The organism is Pseudovibrio sp. M1P-2-3 (assembly GCF_031501865.1).
Classification (GTDB): domain Bacteria; phylum Pseudomonadota; class Alphaproteobacteria; order Rhizobiales; family Stappiaceae; genus Pseudovibrio; species Pseudovibrio corallicola.
On the sequence record NZ_JARRCW010000002.1, the window covers coordinates 148,536 to 162,932 of the forward strand.

The 14,397-nt window shown below is 45.2% G+C and carries 15 protein-coding genes and 2 pseudogenes; 7 read left to right on the forward strand and 10 right to left on the reverse strand.

The window, feature by feature from the left end:
- Positions 1 to 6: 6 nt before the first annotated feature.
- A complete protein-coding gene (gene tnpB / locus P6574_RS21145) occupies positions 7 to 360 on the reverse strand; it encodes an IS66 family insertion sequence element accessory protein TnpB (RefSeq protein WP_310622327.1) in 354 nt (117 codons plus the stop codon).
- Positions 357 to 782 (reverse strand): transposase, encoded by a 426-nt coding sequence (locus P6574_RS21150; protein ID WP_310622328.1) that lies wholly within the window; start codon positions 780 to 782, stop codon positions 357 to 359. The genes tnpB and P6574_RS21150 overlap by 4 nt, the downstream gene beginning before the upstream one ends.
- 48 nt (positions 783 to 830) lie before the next feature.
- Between P6574_RS21150 and P6574_RS21155 the strand changes: the two genes are divergently transcribed.
- Positions 831 to 1,346, forward strand: a complete 516-nt coding sequence (locus tag P6574_RS21155; RefSeq protein WP_310622329.1) for an IS110 family RNA-guided transposase — start codon at positions 831 to 833, stop codon at positions 1,344 to 1,346.
- Between the two features lie 68 nt (positions 1,347 to 1,414).
- Here P6574_RS21155 and P6574_RS21160 read toward each other — a convergent pair whose 3' ends face one another.
- The 6 genes from P6574_RS21160 to P6574_RS21185 form a co-directional block, all read right to left on the reverse strand.
- Positions 1,415 to 1,630, reverse strand: a complete 216-nt coding sequence (locus P6574_RS21160) for a hypothetical protein (RefSeq protein ID WP_310622330.1) — start codon at positions 1,628 to 1,630, stop codon at positions 1,415 to 1,417.
- 130 nt (positions 1,631 to 1,760) lie between these two features.
- Positions 1,761 to 2,426: a GTP cyclohydrolase II RibA gene (gene ribA, locus P6574_RS21165; protein WP_310622331.1), complete on the reverse strand. Its 666-nt coding sequence runs from the start codon at positions 2,424 to 2,426 to the stop codon at positions 1,761 to 1,763.
- 24 nt (positions 2,427 to 2,450) lie between these two features.
- The gene (locus P6574_RS21170; RefSeq protein ID WP_310622332.1) at positions 2,451 to 4,148 is read right to left on the reverse strand and encodes a WD40 repeat domain-containing protein; all 1,698 of its coding nucleotides are present in this window, start codon (positions 4,146 to 4,148) and stop codon (positions 2,451 to 2,453) included.
- A 12-nt stretch (positions 4,149 to 4,160) separates the two neighbouring features.
- Positions 4,161 to 5,165 (reverse strand): formylglycine-generating enzyme family protein, encoded by a 1,005-nt coding sequence (locus tag P6574_RS21175; protein WP_310622333.1) that lies wholly within the window; start codon positions 5,163 to 5,165, stop codon positions 4,161 to 4,163.
- 79 nt (positions 5,166 to 5,244) lie between these two features.
- On the reverse strand, positions 5,245 to 5,847 hold the full coding sequence (locus P6574_RS21180; protein ID WP_310622334.1) for an NADPH-dependent FMN reductase: 603 nt from the start codon (positions 5,845 to 5,847) through the stop codon (positions 5,245 to 5,247).
- Positions 5,844 to 7,676: a WD40 repeat domain-containing protein gene (locus tag P6574_RS21185; RefSeq protein WP_310622335.1), complete on the reverse strand. Its 1,833-nt coding sequence runs from the start codon at positions 7,674 to 7,676 to the stop codon at positions 5,844 to 5,846. Before P6574_RS21185 ends, P6574_RS21180 begins: the two co-directional genes overlap by 4 nt.
- A gap of 407 nt (positions 7,677 to 8,083) precedes the next feature.
- Between P6574_RS21185 and P6574_RS21190 the strand changes: the two genes are divergently transcribed.
- The 4 genes and pseudogenes from P6574_RS21190 to P6574_RS21205 all read left to right on the forward strand — a co-directional run bounded on the left by P6574_RS21190 (position 8,084) and on the right by P6574_RS21205 (position 11,372).
- Positions 8,084 to 9,265 carry an MFS transporter gene (locus P6574_RS21190; protein ID WP_310622336.1) on the forward strand — a complete coding sequence of 394 codons (1,182 nt, stop codon included), beginning with the start codon at positions 8,084 to 8,086 and terminating at the stop codon, positions 9,263 to 9,265.
- A 103-nt stretch (positions 9,266 to 9,368) separates the two neighbouring features.
- Positions 9,369 to 9,506, forward strand: coding sequence for a hypothetical protein (locus P6574_RS21195; RefSeq protein ID WP_310622337.1), 138 nt, complete (start codon positions 9,369 to 9,371; stop codon positions 9,504 to 9,506).
- Positions 9,507 to 9,511: 5 nt separating this feature from the next.
- Positions 9,512 to 10,222 (forward strand): annotated as a pseudogene (locus P6574_RS21200) (IS6 family transposase).
- A gap of 121 nt (positions 10,223 to 10,343) precedes the next feature.
- Positions 10,344 to 11,372: an IS110 family RNA-guided transposase gene (locus P6574_RS21205; RefSeq protein WP_310622338.1), complete on the forward strand. Its 1,029-nt coding sequence runs from the start codon at positions 10,344 to 10,346 to the stop codon at positions 11,370 to 11,372.
- A 68-nt stretch (positions 11,373 to 11,440) separates the two neighbouring features.
- Here the strand turns inward: P6574_RS21205 and P6574_RS21210 are convergent, their stop codons facing one another.
- Together P6574_RS21210 and P6574_RS21215 are read right to left on the reverse strand one after the other, a co-directional pair.
- Entirely contained in the window at positions 11,441 to 11,578 is a 138-nt protein-coding gene (locus P6574_RS21210; RefSeq protein ID WP_310622339.1) for a hypothetical protein, read from the reverse strand.
- 41 nt (positions 11,579 to 11,619) lie between these two features.
- Positions 11,620 to 11,730 (reverse strand): annotated as a pseudogene (locus P6574_RS21215) (IS6 family transposase); the annotation flags it as partial.
- Between the two features lie 781 nt (positions 11,731 to 12,511).
- Between P6574_RS21215 and P6574_RS21220 the strand changes: the two are divergent.
- Complete coding sequence (locus tag P6574_RS21220) at positions 12,512 to 13,045, forward strand: GNAT family N-acyltransferase (protein ID WP_310622340.1); 534 nt, start codon at positions 12,512 to 12,514, stop codon at positions 13,043 to 13,045.
- 264 nt (positions 13,046 to 13,309) lie between these two features.
- The gene (locus P6574_RS21225; RefSeq protein WP_310622341.1) at positions 13,310 to 14,368 is read left to right on the forward strand and encodes an MFS transporter; all 1,059 of its coding nucleotides are present in this window, start codon (positions 13,310 to 13,312) and stop codon (positions 14,366 to 14,368) included.
- Positions 14,369 to 14,397 lie beyond the last annotated feature (29 nt).

A 14,397-nucleotide genomic window follows, 5' to 3' on the forward strand; every position in this document is an offset into this window, starting at 1 on the left:
TCCTGACTATTCAACACCTTGCGGCGCTTTTACTTCCAAAGCTCTCACCTTGCGCCAGTCAAGACCGCTAAACAGGGCTTCGAACTGGGCGTGAGACAGGTTCATCACCCCATTGCGGATTTGCGGCCAGCAAAACAGCGTCTCTTCGAGCCGTTTATAGACCAGCACCAAGCCGGTACCATCCCAATAAACAAGCTTCATGGCGTCCCCGCGTCTGGAGCGAAACACAAACACCGTGCCGGTAAACGGGTCCAACCGTAACTCGTTTTGCACCAAGGCGGCCAGGCCATTATGGCCTTTGCGAAAGTCAACCGGCTCTGTCGCTATCAAAATCCGTAGATGCTGCGCCGGCAGGATCATCGATGCGCCTCCAACGCCAGGACAAGCTCAGCAAGGTGGCTCACTGGAATGTCAGATGGCAAATCCAGCTTAACCCGGCCAACCTTCAGCCGAATGGTTCCAAGGGACGCCTTATCGCGGGGGGAGTGAATGGGGTCTGAAGAATACTCAGGCGGAAGGCTTTCCAACTCCTGCTCTTGCGCAACCTCCTCTTGAAGTACCAAGGCTGCAAAGTTGGGCAGCGCCGCATTTTGATCTATTTGATCTTCATCTTCGGAGCTATCTGGTTCACTGACCTGTCGGCGCCAGTGGTAGATTTGCGAGCGGGAGACACTGTGGCGTCTGGCAGCGTTTGTAACACCAAGGCTATAGCTGTCCTTGAGTATCTGCACCCGCTGTAACGCTTGTGCTGAAGTGCTATTTAAACTTGTAAGGTCAGACATGGATCCTCCTGATGTGATTTCGGAGGACTATGGAAGTCCTAACTACCTATGAACAGGTGGGGTGAAAACACCACATACAATTTTTTGGCAGAGCAGTTGAAAGAAACGCAAACACAGATCAAGGCGCTGGAAAGAAAGCTTAACGAGTGGCACACCGACAATGAAGACAGCAAACGGCTGGAGACGATTCCCGGAGTTGGCGTCATCACTGCGACCGCGCTGGTTGCAACAATCGGCGATGTTACCCAGTTCCGCAGTGCCCGCCAGCTTGCCGCATGGCTCGGCTTGGTGCCTAAACAGTACTCGAGCGGCGGTAAGGAAAAATTAGGAAGAATATCGAAACGCGGTGACGGCTATCTGCGCAAGCTTCTGGTTCACGGGGCAAGGACAAGTTTGGGCTGGTCCCGGCGAAAACAGGACGGTTTGTCCCAGTGGCAAAAGGCATTGCTTGAACGGCGCCCGACCAACGTAGTCCTGGTTGCCATGGCCAATAAAATGGCGCGCACCGTCTGGGCCCTGCTCAGCAAGTCGCAAACATATCGGTACAACTCAGTGGAAGTATAAAGCGTCGTATTAAAACCAATTGCGAGGGTGATCGTGATGTGATGGCAAAACAGGGTAACCGGGACCAACTAACCCCGTGGCATTGTCGGAGCTTCGAGCTCGCCAACTTGATTGGGTGTTGGTCTACGAATTCCATCAGGGCCAGCGGAATAGACCGCGCAAACAGGCCGGATAGATGACTGAAAACCTACATTGCTAAAACTCATAAAACGCTTGCAATCCGGGGCGTGTTCATAGATGGCAATGCCTGTTGCACTGTTGAAACTGCAAAGTGCGTCGTCCACATTGAAGGCCCTTCCTGCGAAGCCCTATCATGCGGCGACACGTCTCAACCGCGAAGACAACCATGCTCCTGGCTATCCCTCACTGGGGAAAATACTTGACTTCGAGGTTGCGATTAGACAACTCCATCAGCTATGTGCCCATTGGACCTTCAAGCTCATCGAGAGAATGCCCTTTATCTCTTTTTGCCATCAAATACTTTATGTTTTGCGTGGTCACATGTGTAGCGGTTTGCTTTACTTCCGTGATCTCTAATTGCGCACGACTTAACGTGGAGACTTTTTCAGGATTATTCGTAACCAATGAAAACCGTTTGATTTTCAGCGCCTTCAGCATTTTTGCTGCGATCAGGAAATCTCTCCCATCCTCTGGAAAATCTAAACTTCGGTTCGCCTCGAATGTATCTTGCCCTGAATCCTGTAGAAGATATGCCTCGAGCTTTGAGTACAGTCCAATTCCGCGGCCTTCTTGGCGAAGATAGATCAAAACGCCATCATTGTATTTCATTTGCTCTATAAAATCAGCAAGCTGGGCACCACAATCACAACGTTTAGAACCAAACAAATCGCCGGTAATACATTCTGAGTGAACCCGTACGAAAGGATTTGTCGCAACTTCAGGATCACCAAAAATCACGGCAAAGTGCTCCTCGTCGTACCCTGCCCCTTTGAAACTAATAAAACGAACACGCTCGCTATCAAGACCGTCGAGATCAATTAAGACATCTGAACGAACTTCCATTTCATCCGCATTATCTACCAATTCTTGGTCATGTACGACACTTGCGAGATTTGTCATTTGAACTACCTCCCGTATAGTGAGTTAAGGATGTACTGAATAGAGGCGACCATCATAGGAGCCTGCAATAAATGCCTGAGTTGCCTCATCCCAGGTTAGAGATGAGATACCTGACAACGTCGGTCTGACAGGTTTTCCAGTCCAGTTCTTCCTATTAACGTCAAATACTTGAATAGTCCCGCCATAACTACCAGAAGCGATCAAGTCTCCTCGACTGCTTGAAGCCACACATTTTATCGAATGTCGGTGAGAACTCTTAAATACATCAGGTGACGAAACTCCGTTTCTCCAAAGACGCAAAGTTAAATCTCGAGAAACAGTCGCAAAACCACTTTCATAAACACAAAGATCATTCACGATACCATCATGAGCACTTCCGATTTCGCTGGTTACTTCTAAAGTATCAACATCCGTATACTTAATCTCACCATCCGAGGTGCCTGTCGCAATGATACCGTTCTGACAAGCAATTCCTTTGATAGCTCCTGAGTGAACTTTGACTACTTTTGTCTCAGCCGGATCTTTTACGTTTAAATAGATTACATGACCCGAATATGTGCCCACAGCAAGAAAAGTAGCCGCAGCGGATTTCACGATTACTGCACAATTCAATGGTGAATTATGTCTATATAACTCGGTGGCTGTTAAAGCATCAAAAACGATGCCGGCTTGCCCCCCAGCAAAAATTTGCCCGTTATCCTCGACCACAAAATTGCATAACGTGCCTAAGTTAGCGATCTCCGCACCGCTCTTTTCCAAAACTCCGGCATCTCCGACGGAATAAATACCGTCGCTGCCAGCAAAAACAGCATTCACACCGGGGATTGGTCCTACACGATCTGTATCCCAAACATCAGATGCTAAGTCCCAGGTTGCATATGTCGTCCCAAATGTTGCAAAAGCTATCACGTTTTCAGTTAGGAAACTCGCAGATCTAGCCCAGATACATCTTGGGAAGGTTGATGTTTTGATCTTTGCTTCTAATGATCCCTTATTCAGATCCCAGATATGAACTCGATTATCATACCCCAATGAGACCAAACGCCTTTCTGCATCATCAGCAAATAACAACTTGATTGCAGTTGTGTGGGCATCGAAAAAAGTAACATTATCATATGGATCGATGGACGCGATAGAACCATCACTGTTCCCTGCCAGAATTGTTCCATCTGTCAGAGTTACAAGAGTATCTATATCTACCCCGTCAATCGATCTAACTGCACGACATTCCCCAGTAAGAGTATCCCAAGTACGAATTGTTCCATCCATGCCACATGATTGAAGCGTTCGATTATCTTTGCCCCAATCAAAATTCTCGATTAACCCTGTGTGTCCTACCAACCGCTTCTTGAACACACCATGAAGATCATGCACGGAAAGAGTGCCATCAAATGAACTAGTTGCTATTTGCTGCCCATCCGGAGAAAAAGCAGCTTTAGAAACATCATCAGCGTGAACAGAAATTACACCGATCAATCGCATATCGGGAACACTCCAAACTCTAGCGGTGTAATCACTGCTAGAGCTAACCAGTAGAGTGCCATCAGGCGAAAAGTCGCATTGATTGACGAGATGATCATGTCGACCACATGCAAGTGCTTTGTTGGTCTGAGCACACCACAGGATGAGCTGATTGTCGTAACCCGCAGTCGCAATATACTTATCAGAAAAAGTGGCCAGACCGCTGATTGGTCCGACATGAAAAATAGAATAAGCATTCATTGTATCGCCTCCTCAAGATGCGTCCATAGCAACACGGAAACCCATAGCGTAAAGATCTGAGTGATAACGTCCATGGCGTCGAGTTACGCGACAAAGATCTGCATATCTTGCGAAGCTGCCACCACGAGCGATCCTATATGCTTGTCTATCCCGATTAAGGTCATCAGTGATATGTACCCCACCTGGGTATGGAGCATAATTACTACTCGTATACTCCTCGACATTGCCGGACATATCAAAGCATCCCACCCATGAGCGCCCTTGAGGGTAAATCCCTACAGGCGTCGTAAAATTTATTTTAGATTCAGCAGTGTTTGCATTCTCGACATGGAACTTATCTCCCCAAGGATAAACTTTCGATCCTGCTGCACATTCCCATTCAGGCTCACTTGGAAGACGAAAAGTTAGTCCTGTTTTGTCGCTCAACCACGCGCAGTAGTGATCTGCTGTCTTTTCACTAACCGTGAAAACAGGATGATTAGCGAACTCTGCAGGGTAGCGTCCTAATGACCATGACGACGGTATTTCAGAATTAGGATTATCTAGCAAAAATGCTAAATACTCTGAATTCGTAACAGGATAAGTTGCGATTCTATAGGGAGATAGATGTATCGTATATCGTGGACATTCTTTTTCAATCCATTCGCGAATTACGCCCACATCAGAAAACTCAGAAACCACTTCATCAACGGCTTCATAAGGTAGCCCAAGATCTACTTGACCGCCCTCTACTTGAACCATTTGGGGGACTTGCCCTGGTCTAATTCTAGGATCTCCCAAAAGGGCTAGAAGCATACCGCTTGCAAGACGATCATTAAACCGTCCAACCTCCAGTCCACGACAAGCCCGCTCAACTATCTCCTCTCCATCATTCCCAACTAAATGACTGATCGATTGCGACACCTCTTCAGGTAGAGATAAATCAGAGCACACAGCAGGTGGTTTAGTCGCGTCGACATCCATCCCATCTTCAGAGAATGATTGAATATTCGGACATTCCTCGGCAATCTTCTGCATTATCTTGCCCTCCCAAGATCAAAGTTTGCAGAAGTTTTGCGACATAACGCAAAACTATAATTATGAGCACGCCATCACGTTATGACATGCCGTACTTAAACTCTACATCATTAACTATCCCGCTGTTTCGCACATTAAGAAGTGCAGCAGAATATTGAGCAAGCATACGAATGCCGTAGTCGAGTCTATCCCTCAAACGATCATTGTCCTCATTTAGCTCGCCATTAAAAAGGCTCTCTACATTTCTCAAAATCACATGATCAGGTAGATAACAAATGTGACTGTTCTTATAGGCAAAGGCTCGTAACTCAGTCATCGGAGCAAATCCTCCTTCACCTGCTGAAACAGACACTATCAAAGCAGGCTTGTGACCAGTTTCTTTTACACTCGCGAGCATGAGTAGGTTTTTTAGACGAGGTGGAACCATCCCACCCCATTCTGGAGTAACAATGATAAAAGCGTCAGAAGATGCCAAGTTCTCTGAGGTTTCAAACCATCCATCCCAAGAAGAATGTCCGTCCCACACTCCTTCATTCCATATCTCGATGTCAGCAGAACAAAGTTCAATTCTATCAACTTCACCAAAAGCATTTAGTACAGCAGGCATGTTAGACAGATAGTCTGTTATTCTACTACTTTGAGACTTTTCTCTATGACTCCCGTTAATTATACAAAGTTTCATTGTAAGTTTTCCGCCTCACTTAACGCTAAGTTTGTTTCACCTACAGGCAATATCTGCTCACTATGTATTATGTAGTTTTTTATTGTCCCACCACGCCCCATTATTGAAACTACGCCTGTCTTCGAAATATTAATCGCCTTCATGTGCTCGGCGCCGTAATAACAGGAGTCCAGCACATCCCCACTAACAATATCTCCTAAATATATCCTATTGGCATAGTTAATAAAAACAACGTAAGAACCAAATACGACAAAGTCTTCTACAGTATTTGCCTCAGAATTCACGAACTGAACATCGTGGTACCATACACCATCGTCTCTATATACTTTATCTATTGCCGATCTATGCGTTACAAGCAGTACATCAGGGCTTAACCACTTCATCCTCTTAGGCAGCTTACCTGAAGTCTTCTCAACAACTTGATGGGAGTTTGTATCAAGTAGATATATAGAGCCTCCTCGCTCACCAACTGCTAATATCTCTCCAGTCGGAGAGACTGCAATCGACCAGATCGGTTCAGATGAGCGGAAAATTTCTATAGTCTTATCATTTAGGAGCTGAAGCACACGACCATCTTCAAGAGCGACATAGAAGCAACTGGTCTTAATACTAAAAGAAATGTCCCTGACTGCTGCAGAAAAATCAAAAGACTTAATCTTCTGATTATCTTTAATTAAATAGCCCTTACCGCAAGTTGAACCGAGCAATGCTTCACTATTTTTTCCGAGCTCAATACGTTTGAAATATCCACCTTCCAATGAAAGCTTCTGTAAGACTTGAGCAGTTCCCACAACCACTGGCCCTTCAGACTGCAAACCAATTCTTAAGACCAGACCCTCCTCACCACATGCAATAATATCATCATTATGATTACAGCATGACCAAACGGCTGGAGGTGTCTGTTTAAACTCAGAAATTCTCTCTCCAGTATCACAGTTGAACTTAATGATTGATCCATCGCGAACCTGCACAAAAGCTATAGAGGGATCCGCCTCACTAAACTTCACCCATCTCGTCTTAAATGGAGCTTTAAATGCAACTTTTATTGGATTTAGGTTGGCCGGATCGATTTCATAGACGTTTCTATCAAAACTTGATGCCAGCAAGCGTCCACCTTTGCTCCTCGTAACATGTTCAAGGTCATCATTAGTAAACAGCTCTCCAAATTGACAATCCAATGCGAAAGTATCAGTCTTACGAACAACAACTCTGACTAGAAATCGCTGATCACACGCTGCAATAAACTCATCTGAACCAACCTCCTCAAACCAATGAAAAGTTTCAACGATCTTGTGAGGAGAAACAAATGTCTCAACATGACCATTGGCATAAACACCAATGCAGCCATTATTGGTTCCGAAAAGAGCATAACTACCACATGAAGAATACTTAGTTGTTATGATGTCATAGAAAGAAGCTCGACCAGAACTTAAAACGTTACCCTGAAAGTCCAACTCAACAATGGAAGAGTTACCCGTCCGAGTGATCAATTTCGCTTCAGTCGGATGAAGATCAACGGCTTGAGATGTCGAGTGAATAGGTTCGACATCGTCAATGCCTTCGAGGCGGATGTTTTTCCGAAAAATCTGACTGATGGAATTTTGATCTTCATACGATCCGAGAAAGATCTCACGGCCACCACCCATTGCAGCGATTAGTTTACGCGCAGGACAAATGGAAATTCCGTCGATCATTCCATCGTGAGCTGCAAACTCACCTTGAACATCAAGTTGCTCATTTAGTATCAAAATCTTGCCGTATCGAGTGCCTGCGAACAGCATCTTGGCTTGGCCATCATATGCAAATGAGTTAGCCGACTGGTAGAACATATCCGCCCCCAGGAAGAAAAGATTAAAGCCGAGAGTTTCCCCTCGGCTATATTCCATAAGTAAACAAAAAACTAAGTTTACTTCTCACCACGCACGCGGAGCTGCTTGTTTCCGCGAACACTATTCTTACCTGTACGCTTAGTAGTCTTTCTCAAGATAACCATGCTTATATCTCCTAATTAAAGCGTGAGTTACTAAGGAAATGTACTTATTAACTAAGTATACGTCAAACACAAAAGTGTTTAGATTAAATTTTCTAATTTTATAATTTGCTTTTTTACTTAATATATAAACAATTACTCTTCACAAAGATGAATAATGCATAAAAATTTATAACTAATTCAAAGTAAGATATCCTGATATTCTCCGAATCAGAATTACAAAAAGGCGACTAAAGCGGAGATAAGATGAAGCTTCTGATATTATTTTTTGCAAATTTCATAGCATCGATTGCGATGGGAATCTCACTCACAATTGTGCCTTGGGAACTCGCTCAAACCAGCGGTGGTGCAAAATTCTTAGCCTTTACGGCCACCTGGTCTACCGCAGTGTTAATATTTGTTTCCCCTATCGCCGGACGTTTAGTCGACAGCATATCACGACGCTATTCGCTAGTATTATGTGTTGTTATCATGGCAGTCGTTTTACAGCTAGCTGCTATCGCTTATGGTAGCCAAGTATTCAAGGTCATCAGTTTAAGCATTTTCTATTTCTGCTCTCAAATATTTTTCCTGTTTTTTTACAATGCATTAAGCGCATTCATACAAGAAATTTTCAAAGATACAGAACGTGGCAAAGTGAATGGTTGGATGCAGGCCGAGATGCAGGCCGCGACTTTCGTCGTCGGCCTTCTAATGATTTATTTAGTAAATGAAAGAGATTTCCAGCTTGCTCTTATGATAAATGGTGGCTTGCTGGTAATTGCTGCGATTTTACTCCGTTTAATTACATACACACAGAAAAAGAGAGCCGCGCGAGCAAAAACTTCTAAAGATGTCTATCGAGTGATATTTAGTCGGCTAGATCTAATTTTACTTGGCATTGGCGGTAACATTACCTTCGTCTGCGTAATGATGCTAAACATTATTCATCCAGTCTATTTCAACAATGTACTTAACCTAGAAATTGCAGCCTTAGCACAACTTTCCATATCTTTCGGTATAGGCGCGGGCTTGGGAGGTTTCTTTATTGGGAGGTTTGTTTCTGACACCTCCGCATTACCTATTATCAAAATCTGCCTTCTTGTCTATTCAGGATCACTTTTGACAATCTGCCTGAACCCTCAACTAGTGACAATCTTAGTACTGTATGGCGTTATGGGCGCTACTGGTTCTGCTATTCGAGTAGCCTTCAATACCTACGTCATGAGTGTGATAGATACATCGATTTTCGGAAGTTATTTAGGTGTCATCAGTACACTAACTTATATACAACGAACTATATTTGGCCTCATGCTTGGCTTGATAATAAGTGTTTTCCCAAACTCAAACTATTACTGGTTTGCTTTTGCAATCATTTCGTTCGGGGCTCTTTGTATTCTAATCGCTTCGGTAACCACATCTGAGCAAAAACTAGAAATGGAATACTAGGAAATCAAAACACCACTATTAGCGTAACCGGCCGTTCAAGATCGCCTTACGGGCTTAGCGCTAATGGCTTATCTTCCCCTTCAGTTTTAAATGGAGGTGTGATTTGTCGAAGGAAAAAATGGCACGCCGATCTTGGACCCAAGAGGAAAAGGCTGCAATTGTCGCCAAGATTGGTGTGGATGGAACCAGTATCCCAGCTGTGGCCAGGGCATTGCCAAGTTGTTTGATCTTGGGTAGCTAACCGCGATGAAAGTCCCAAGTTCATTTGCCCGCCTGAATGGTTTCCGTTTTCCTCGAGAAGTTATCGCTTACGCTGTCTGGGCGTATTATCGCTTCGCTATGAGTACGGCCGATGTTGAAGACCTTTTGGCGGAACGTGGCGTTGTTGTCAGCCGGGAAACTGTCCGGTTATGGGTTAACCGCTTTGGGCGCCATTTTGCAGAATGCATCCGCAGGGACCGACCAAAACCCAATAGGAAATGGCATCTGGATGAGGTCGTCATTTCAATTAGTGGGAAATAATATTGGCTCTGGCGGGCCATTGACGGGGATGGGGATGTGCTCGATATTTTGGTGCAAACCCGCCGTAATATCAAAGCAGCTCGCCGTTTTTTCAAGAAACTGGTTGCGCAATATGGCGAGCCACGAGTGGTGGTGACTGATAAATTGCGCAGCTATATCAAACCGGTCAAGGCTCTTGCACCTAAAGCAGATCACCGGGCACACAAAGGGTTGAATAACAGTATTGAAAATTCTCATCGGCCCACAAGAAAACGAGAGAAGATCATGGGGCGGTTCAAGTCGCTCCGGCAAGCACAACGGTTCCTCTCGGCATTTGATCAGATCAACACTATTTTCCGTCCTCGCCGTTATAAACTATCCGCTCTCTCCTACCGCCACGCCAGAAATGATGCCCTCAAACTTTGGACCGGCTACACAGCCAAAATGGCGGCCTGAACCTTAAACAAATAAGGCTTAAACAACCCACATCAAACAACTTGATGAAATGAACACGCCCCTCCGGCCTCGCAGTGAGGCATACTGATGTGCGTTAATTAAGCGATCAAGAGGAACGTTCATGACTAAGATTGTAACGGTTGGGTTGGATCTTGCGAAATCCATCTTTCAGGTACACTGCGCGGATGAAGCGGGAACCCCTTTGCTTCGCAAGCGGATGCGACGTGGTCAAGTCATAGAGTTTTTTGCGGGTATCGAGCCCTGCCTCGTTGGCATGGAGGCTTGCAGCAGCGCGCATTACTGGGCTCGTGAATTGCAAGCATTGGGCCATGAGGTGAAGCTGGTTCCACCGCAAGATGTCAAACCGTTTGTAAAGAGCCAGAAGAACGATGCGGCTGATGCAGAAGCAATCGCCGAAGCGGTTCAGCGCCCGACTATGCGTTTTGCAGCAATAAAAAGCGCGGAACAGCAATCTCTTCTAGACCTGCATCGCACTCGCGAACTTCTGGTACGCCAGAAGACAATGTTGATCAATGCAATCCGCGGCCATTGCGGCGAGTTCGGCCTCGTGGTAGGCGCTGGCGCAGCAAAGGTTAGCGAACTTATCATAGTCATCAAAGACTCGAAAGACACTCGTCTGCCAGCCCTAGCACGTAAAGCCCTGAATTTTTTGGCAGAGCAGTTGAAAGAAACGCAAACACAGATCAAGGCGCTGGAAAGAAAGCTTAACGAGTGGCACACCGACAATGAAGACAGCAAACGGCTGGAGACGATTCCCGGAGTTGGCGTCATCACTGCGACCGCGCTGGTTGCAACAATCGGCGATGTTACCCAGTTCCGCAGTGCCCGCCAGCTTGCCGCATGGCTCGGCTTGGTGCCTAAACAGTACTCGAACGGCGGTAAGGAAAAATTAGGAAGAATATCGAAACGCGGTGACGGCTATCTGCGCAAGCTTCTGGTTCACGGGGCAAGGACAAGTTTGGGCTGGTCCCGGCGAAAACAGGACGGTTTGTCCCAGTGGCAAAAGGCATTGCTTGAACGGCGCCCGACCAACGTAGTCCTGGTTGCCATGGCCAATAAAATGGCGCGCACCGTCTGGGCCCTGCTCAGCAAGTCGCAAACATATCGGTACAACTCAGTGGAAGTATAAAGCGTCGTATTAAAACCAATTGCGAGGGTGATCGTGATGTGATGGCAAAACAGGGTAACCGGGACCAACTAACCCCGTGGCATTGTCGGAGCTTCGAGCTCGCCAACTTGATTGGGTGTTGGTCTACGAATTCCATCAGGGCTAGCGGAATAGACCGCGCAAACAGGCCGGATAGATGACTGCAAACCTACATTGCTAAAACTCATAAAACGCTTGCAATCCGGGGCGTGTTCATAGATGGCAATGCCAAGTAAACCCATTTGCCTTTTACCTTGAGGTACGTCTCGTCCATGCGCCACGAGGTTCCCACTTTATGTTTTTGTTTTCTGGCTTCTTTTGCAATCAACGGCGAATACTTCCCCCCCCCTCAAACTCGTCGTTTCAAGTCAGTGGCTATACAACAAAAAAACAAAATTGGAATTTTCAGAGGTGCCCTGTAATGTCAGTCATGGATTCAGCCCCATGCTTGCCTCCCAGGTTTGCAAGGTCTGGGAGACCATACGGATACAAAAGGAATGCAGCTGTAATAATTGAAGTGAGTATAATAACCAAATTCATAATATAACTTCATATTATGAATATAAACTTCCCATTACAGGTATCTATTGTTACTTATTATTTATCAATGAACATTTTACTTGAGCTTACACCTACATTAACGTAACCTACTAGATAGGTAAGTAATGTTGACCTATATTCCAAATAGGAAGTAGAAATGATATCAACTTAGTTCAATACGCAATTATGTATGCGCGAAACTGATGTATAATTCCCAATTAGCATGACTTGTTTGAGTGAACATCTCTCTTAGGGGTTACTTTTATTACCGGAGCTAAGAGAAAGATGACTTAATTACTCCGTTGAATAGCTGTTGACGGGACTATTGGCTACGGTAACGCCATCTAACGCGCATGATGAAAAGAACAAGAAAGTAAGAGGCCTAGCGCTTCGCAGCTATAGAAAAGAAATTTACCCACTGATCTATGGAAATGGGCAAATACCCTGTTCAACAGTTCAACTCCCCCGAAAAGAGGTAAGCGTGTGATATCTTTGATTTAGCTATACAAAAATGCGTTTAGATTTGATCTGTCAGGTTGAGCGCATACCAATGCAATACCAAGATACGTGAAGAATATGAAATGTCAGATGATCTACAATCAATAACCTATTTTGATCCTCCACATGAGATACCTTTACTGGATCAGATTGGAAAACTTCGCATAACTGCCTGGTGTCAACGAACTGGTGTTTCTGAAGAAATAAAAACAAAAGGAAAATGGCTTGATGATATGGACAATAGTGCCCGGCACTATATCTTGAAAAACCAAGCATCAGAATTGATTGGTGCAGCACGGGTGAACTTTTTTGACTCAGTTGAGAAGGTTGATTACATATCCAAATTCCACTTCAAAAAGACGATGAGTGGCCCAATAGCGGTAATATCCCGGTTGGTAATTCTAAAAGAATTCAGCCATCGTAAACTGGGTAGAGAATTTGATTTGCTTCGTATCAACCAAATCAGAGAAATGTGTGCCAGCGGAATTTTGGCAATTGCAGGCTTTTATCGGCTGAACGAACTAAAATGCATGGGCTTCCAACTAGCTGGTCCACCTTTCTCCGAAAGGGAGCTACCTAATCATGTCGCCTTCCCAGTATGCAACTATTTGGAGTAGAAAGACTCTCGCTGCCAACCCAAAAGCTAGGCACATAACCGGAAACAAATAGCCGCCACTCGGCTGGGAGTGGAAAGGAAGACCCGATGTCTTTATCATATCTGGCTGCTATTCCTAGTAACTTCTTGTTTCAGCCTTCCTCCCCCATCTGTACAAGGTCAGCGAGTTAGCCCACAAATGGAGAGATACAGCGCAGCTGATTCACTGTATCTCAATTTCAAAGAGCAATGATCCTTTTTTGCCCACTTTCTTGAAGAATTCAGAATGAAATATTCTATTAAGTTTGTCCTGATCCGTATTTTTACGGCCGTAACCCTGTTTGCTACACTAGGCAAGGCAAACGTTTGGCTGGATACAGCTTCCAATACCATCCTCGCTCTGGGGTATCGTATCGAGCTAGTTCTTCTCCCTCTTACTTTTGCTCTGCTGGGTACCAGAGCTTTGATTTTCTCTTTTGCAGTAATGTCTGGGGGGGTAGTCCTGTTTGCGCTGGGGGATAAATCGATGGTTACCTTGCTTGCGGCGCTCTTATTCGCCTATGGAGCAGCAATAAGTGGTTTTCTTTTAAAAAATGTGGCTGCTCAAAGCAAAAACGGAGCTGCAAAAAATCGCATGGCCCTAAACGCTGGTGCACTTATGGGGGGGCTGTGCATCATGATCCCCTTCCTAACGCCCACACTTTTCTTTTGGTGTTCCGCCTTAATCTTGGGGGGGTGTCTGTTTTTGGCGCTTCAATGCCCCCTTCGTTTAGCTGATGTACAAATGAAAATGTTTCGAGGTCTAAAGCTTGCAACCCTGTTCGCCTGGGTGCTGATGGGAACGACCATGGGTATGGCAATTTTTGGCACCTTTTCAGTTTTACCCCAAACCCTTTTGGAAACAACAGGTACGCTGCCTGTCTGGTACGGCTCCATGGTCATCTTGAACAGTTTTATTATTGTTGTCGCTCAAATGCCGGTTCTCAAATTGATTGAGCTCACCGGACGCTATCGAGTGCTTGTTATGATCGGGCTAATTTTCATGGTATTTGGCCTTTATATTCTCATTGATATTATTCCCATTCACTCATTTTTCGCCGCCGCTATATGGACAGTTTTGGTCTCCATCTCAAAATGCACCATTCCTCACCTTGACTACTATTCCGCTCGGCAAAAAGCTCTATTTGTCAAAGAAATCAGTGTTGGTCTAGGCGCTGGCCTTACCGTCTTCATTATGCGCTCGGTCCCAGGTGCATATAATGCATCGGTGATAGCGGTGCTGGGTATTTCTTTTACCCTTATTTGGTGGTCAATGACGTATCGTCAACTTCGTCTCTATGATTAAATGTATGGTCCCGCAGGGAGATGGAATCA

Excerpts from the sequence above, each read along its gene's own strand:
- P6574_RS21175 (WP_310622333.1), bottom strand. The coding sequence starts at position 5,165 with ATGCAGAAGATTGCCGAGGAATGTCCGAATATTCAATCATTCTCTGAA.
- P6574_RS21155 (WP_310622329.1), top strand. The coding sequence starts at position 831 with ATGAACAGGTGGGGTGAAAACACCACATACAATTTTTTGGCAGAGCAG.
- P6574_RS21180 (WP_310622334.1), bottom strand. The coding sequence starts at position 5,847 with ATGAAACTTTGTATAATTAACGGGAGTCATAGAGAAAAGTCTCAAAGT.
- P6574_RS21205 (WP_310622338.1), top strand. The coding sequence starts at position 10,344 with ATGACTAAGATTGTAACGGTTGGGTTGGATCTTGCGAAATCCATCTTT.
- P6574_RS21170 (WP_310622332.1), bottom strand. The coding sequence starts at position 4,148 with ATGAATGCTTATTCTATTTTTCATGTCGGACCAATCAGCGGTCTGGCC.
- P6574_RS21185 (WP_310622335.1), bottom strand. The coding sequence starts at position 7,676 with ATGTTCTACCAGTCGGCTAACTCATTTGCATATGATGGCCAAGCCAAG.
- P6574_RS21225 (WP_310622341.1), top strand. The coding sequence starts at position 13,310 with ATGAAATATTCTATTAAGTTTGTCCTGATCCGTATTTTTACGGCCGTA.
- ribA (WP_310622331.1), bottom strand. The coding sequence starts at position 2,426 with ATGACAAATCTCGCAAGTGTCGTACATGACCAAGAATTGGTAGATAAT.
- P6574_RS21220 (WP_310622340.1), top strand. The coding sequence starts at position 12,512 with ATGTCAGATGATCTACAATCAATAACCTATTTTGATCCTCCACATGAG.
- P6574_RS21190 (WP_310622336.1), top strand. The coding sequence starts at position 8,084 with ATGAAGCTTCTGATATTATTTTTTGCAAATTTCATAGCATCGATTGCG.
- P6574_RS21150 (WP_310622328.1), bottom strand. The coding sequence starts at position 782 with ATGTCTGACCTTACAAGTTTAAATAGCACTTCAGCACAAGCGTTACAG.
- P6574_RS21210 (WP_310622339.1), bottom strand. The coding sequence starts at position 11,578 with ATGAGTTTTAGCAATGTAGGTTTGCAGTCATCTATCCGGCCTGTTTGC.
- tnpB (WP_310622327.1), bottom strand. The coding sequence starts at position 360 with ATGATCCTGCCGGCGCAGCATCTACGGATTTTGATAGCGACAGAGCCG.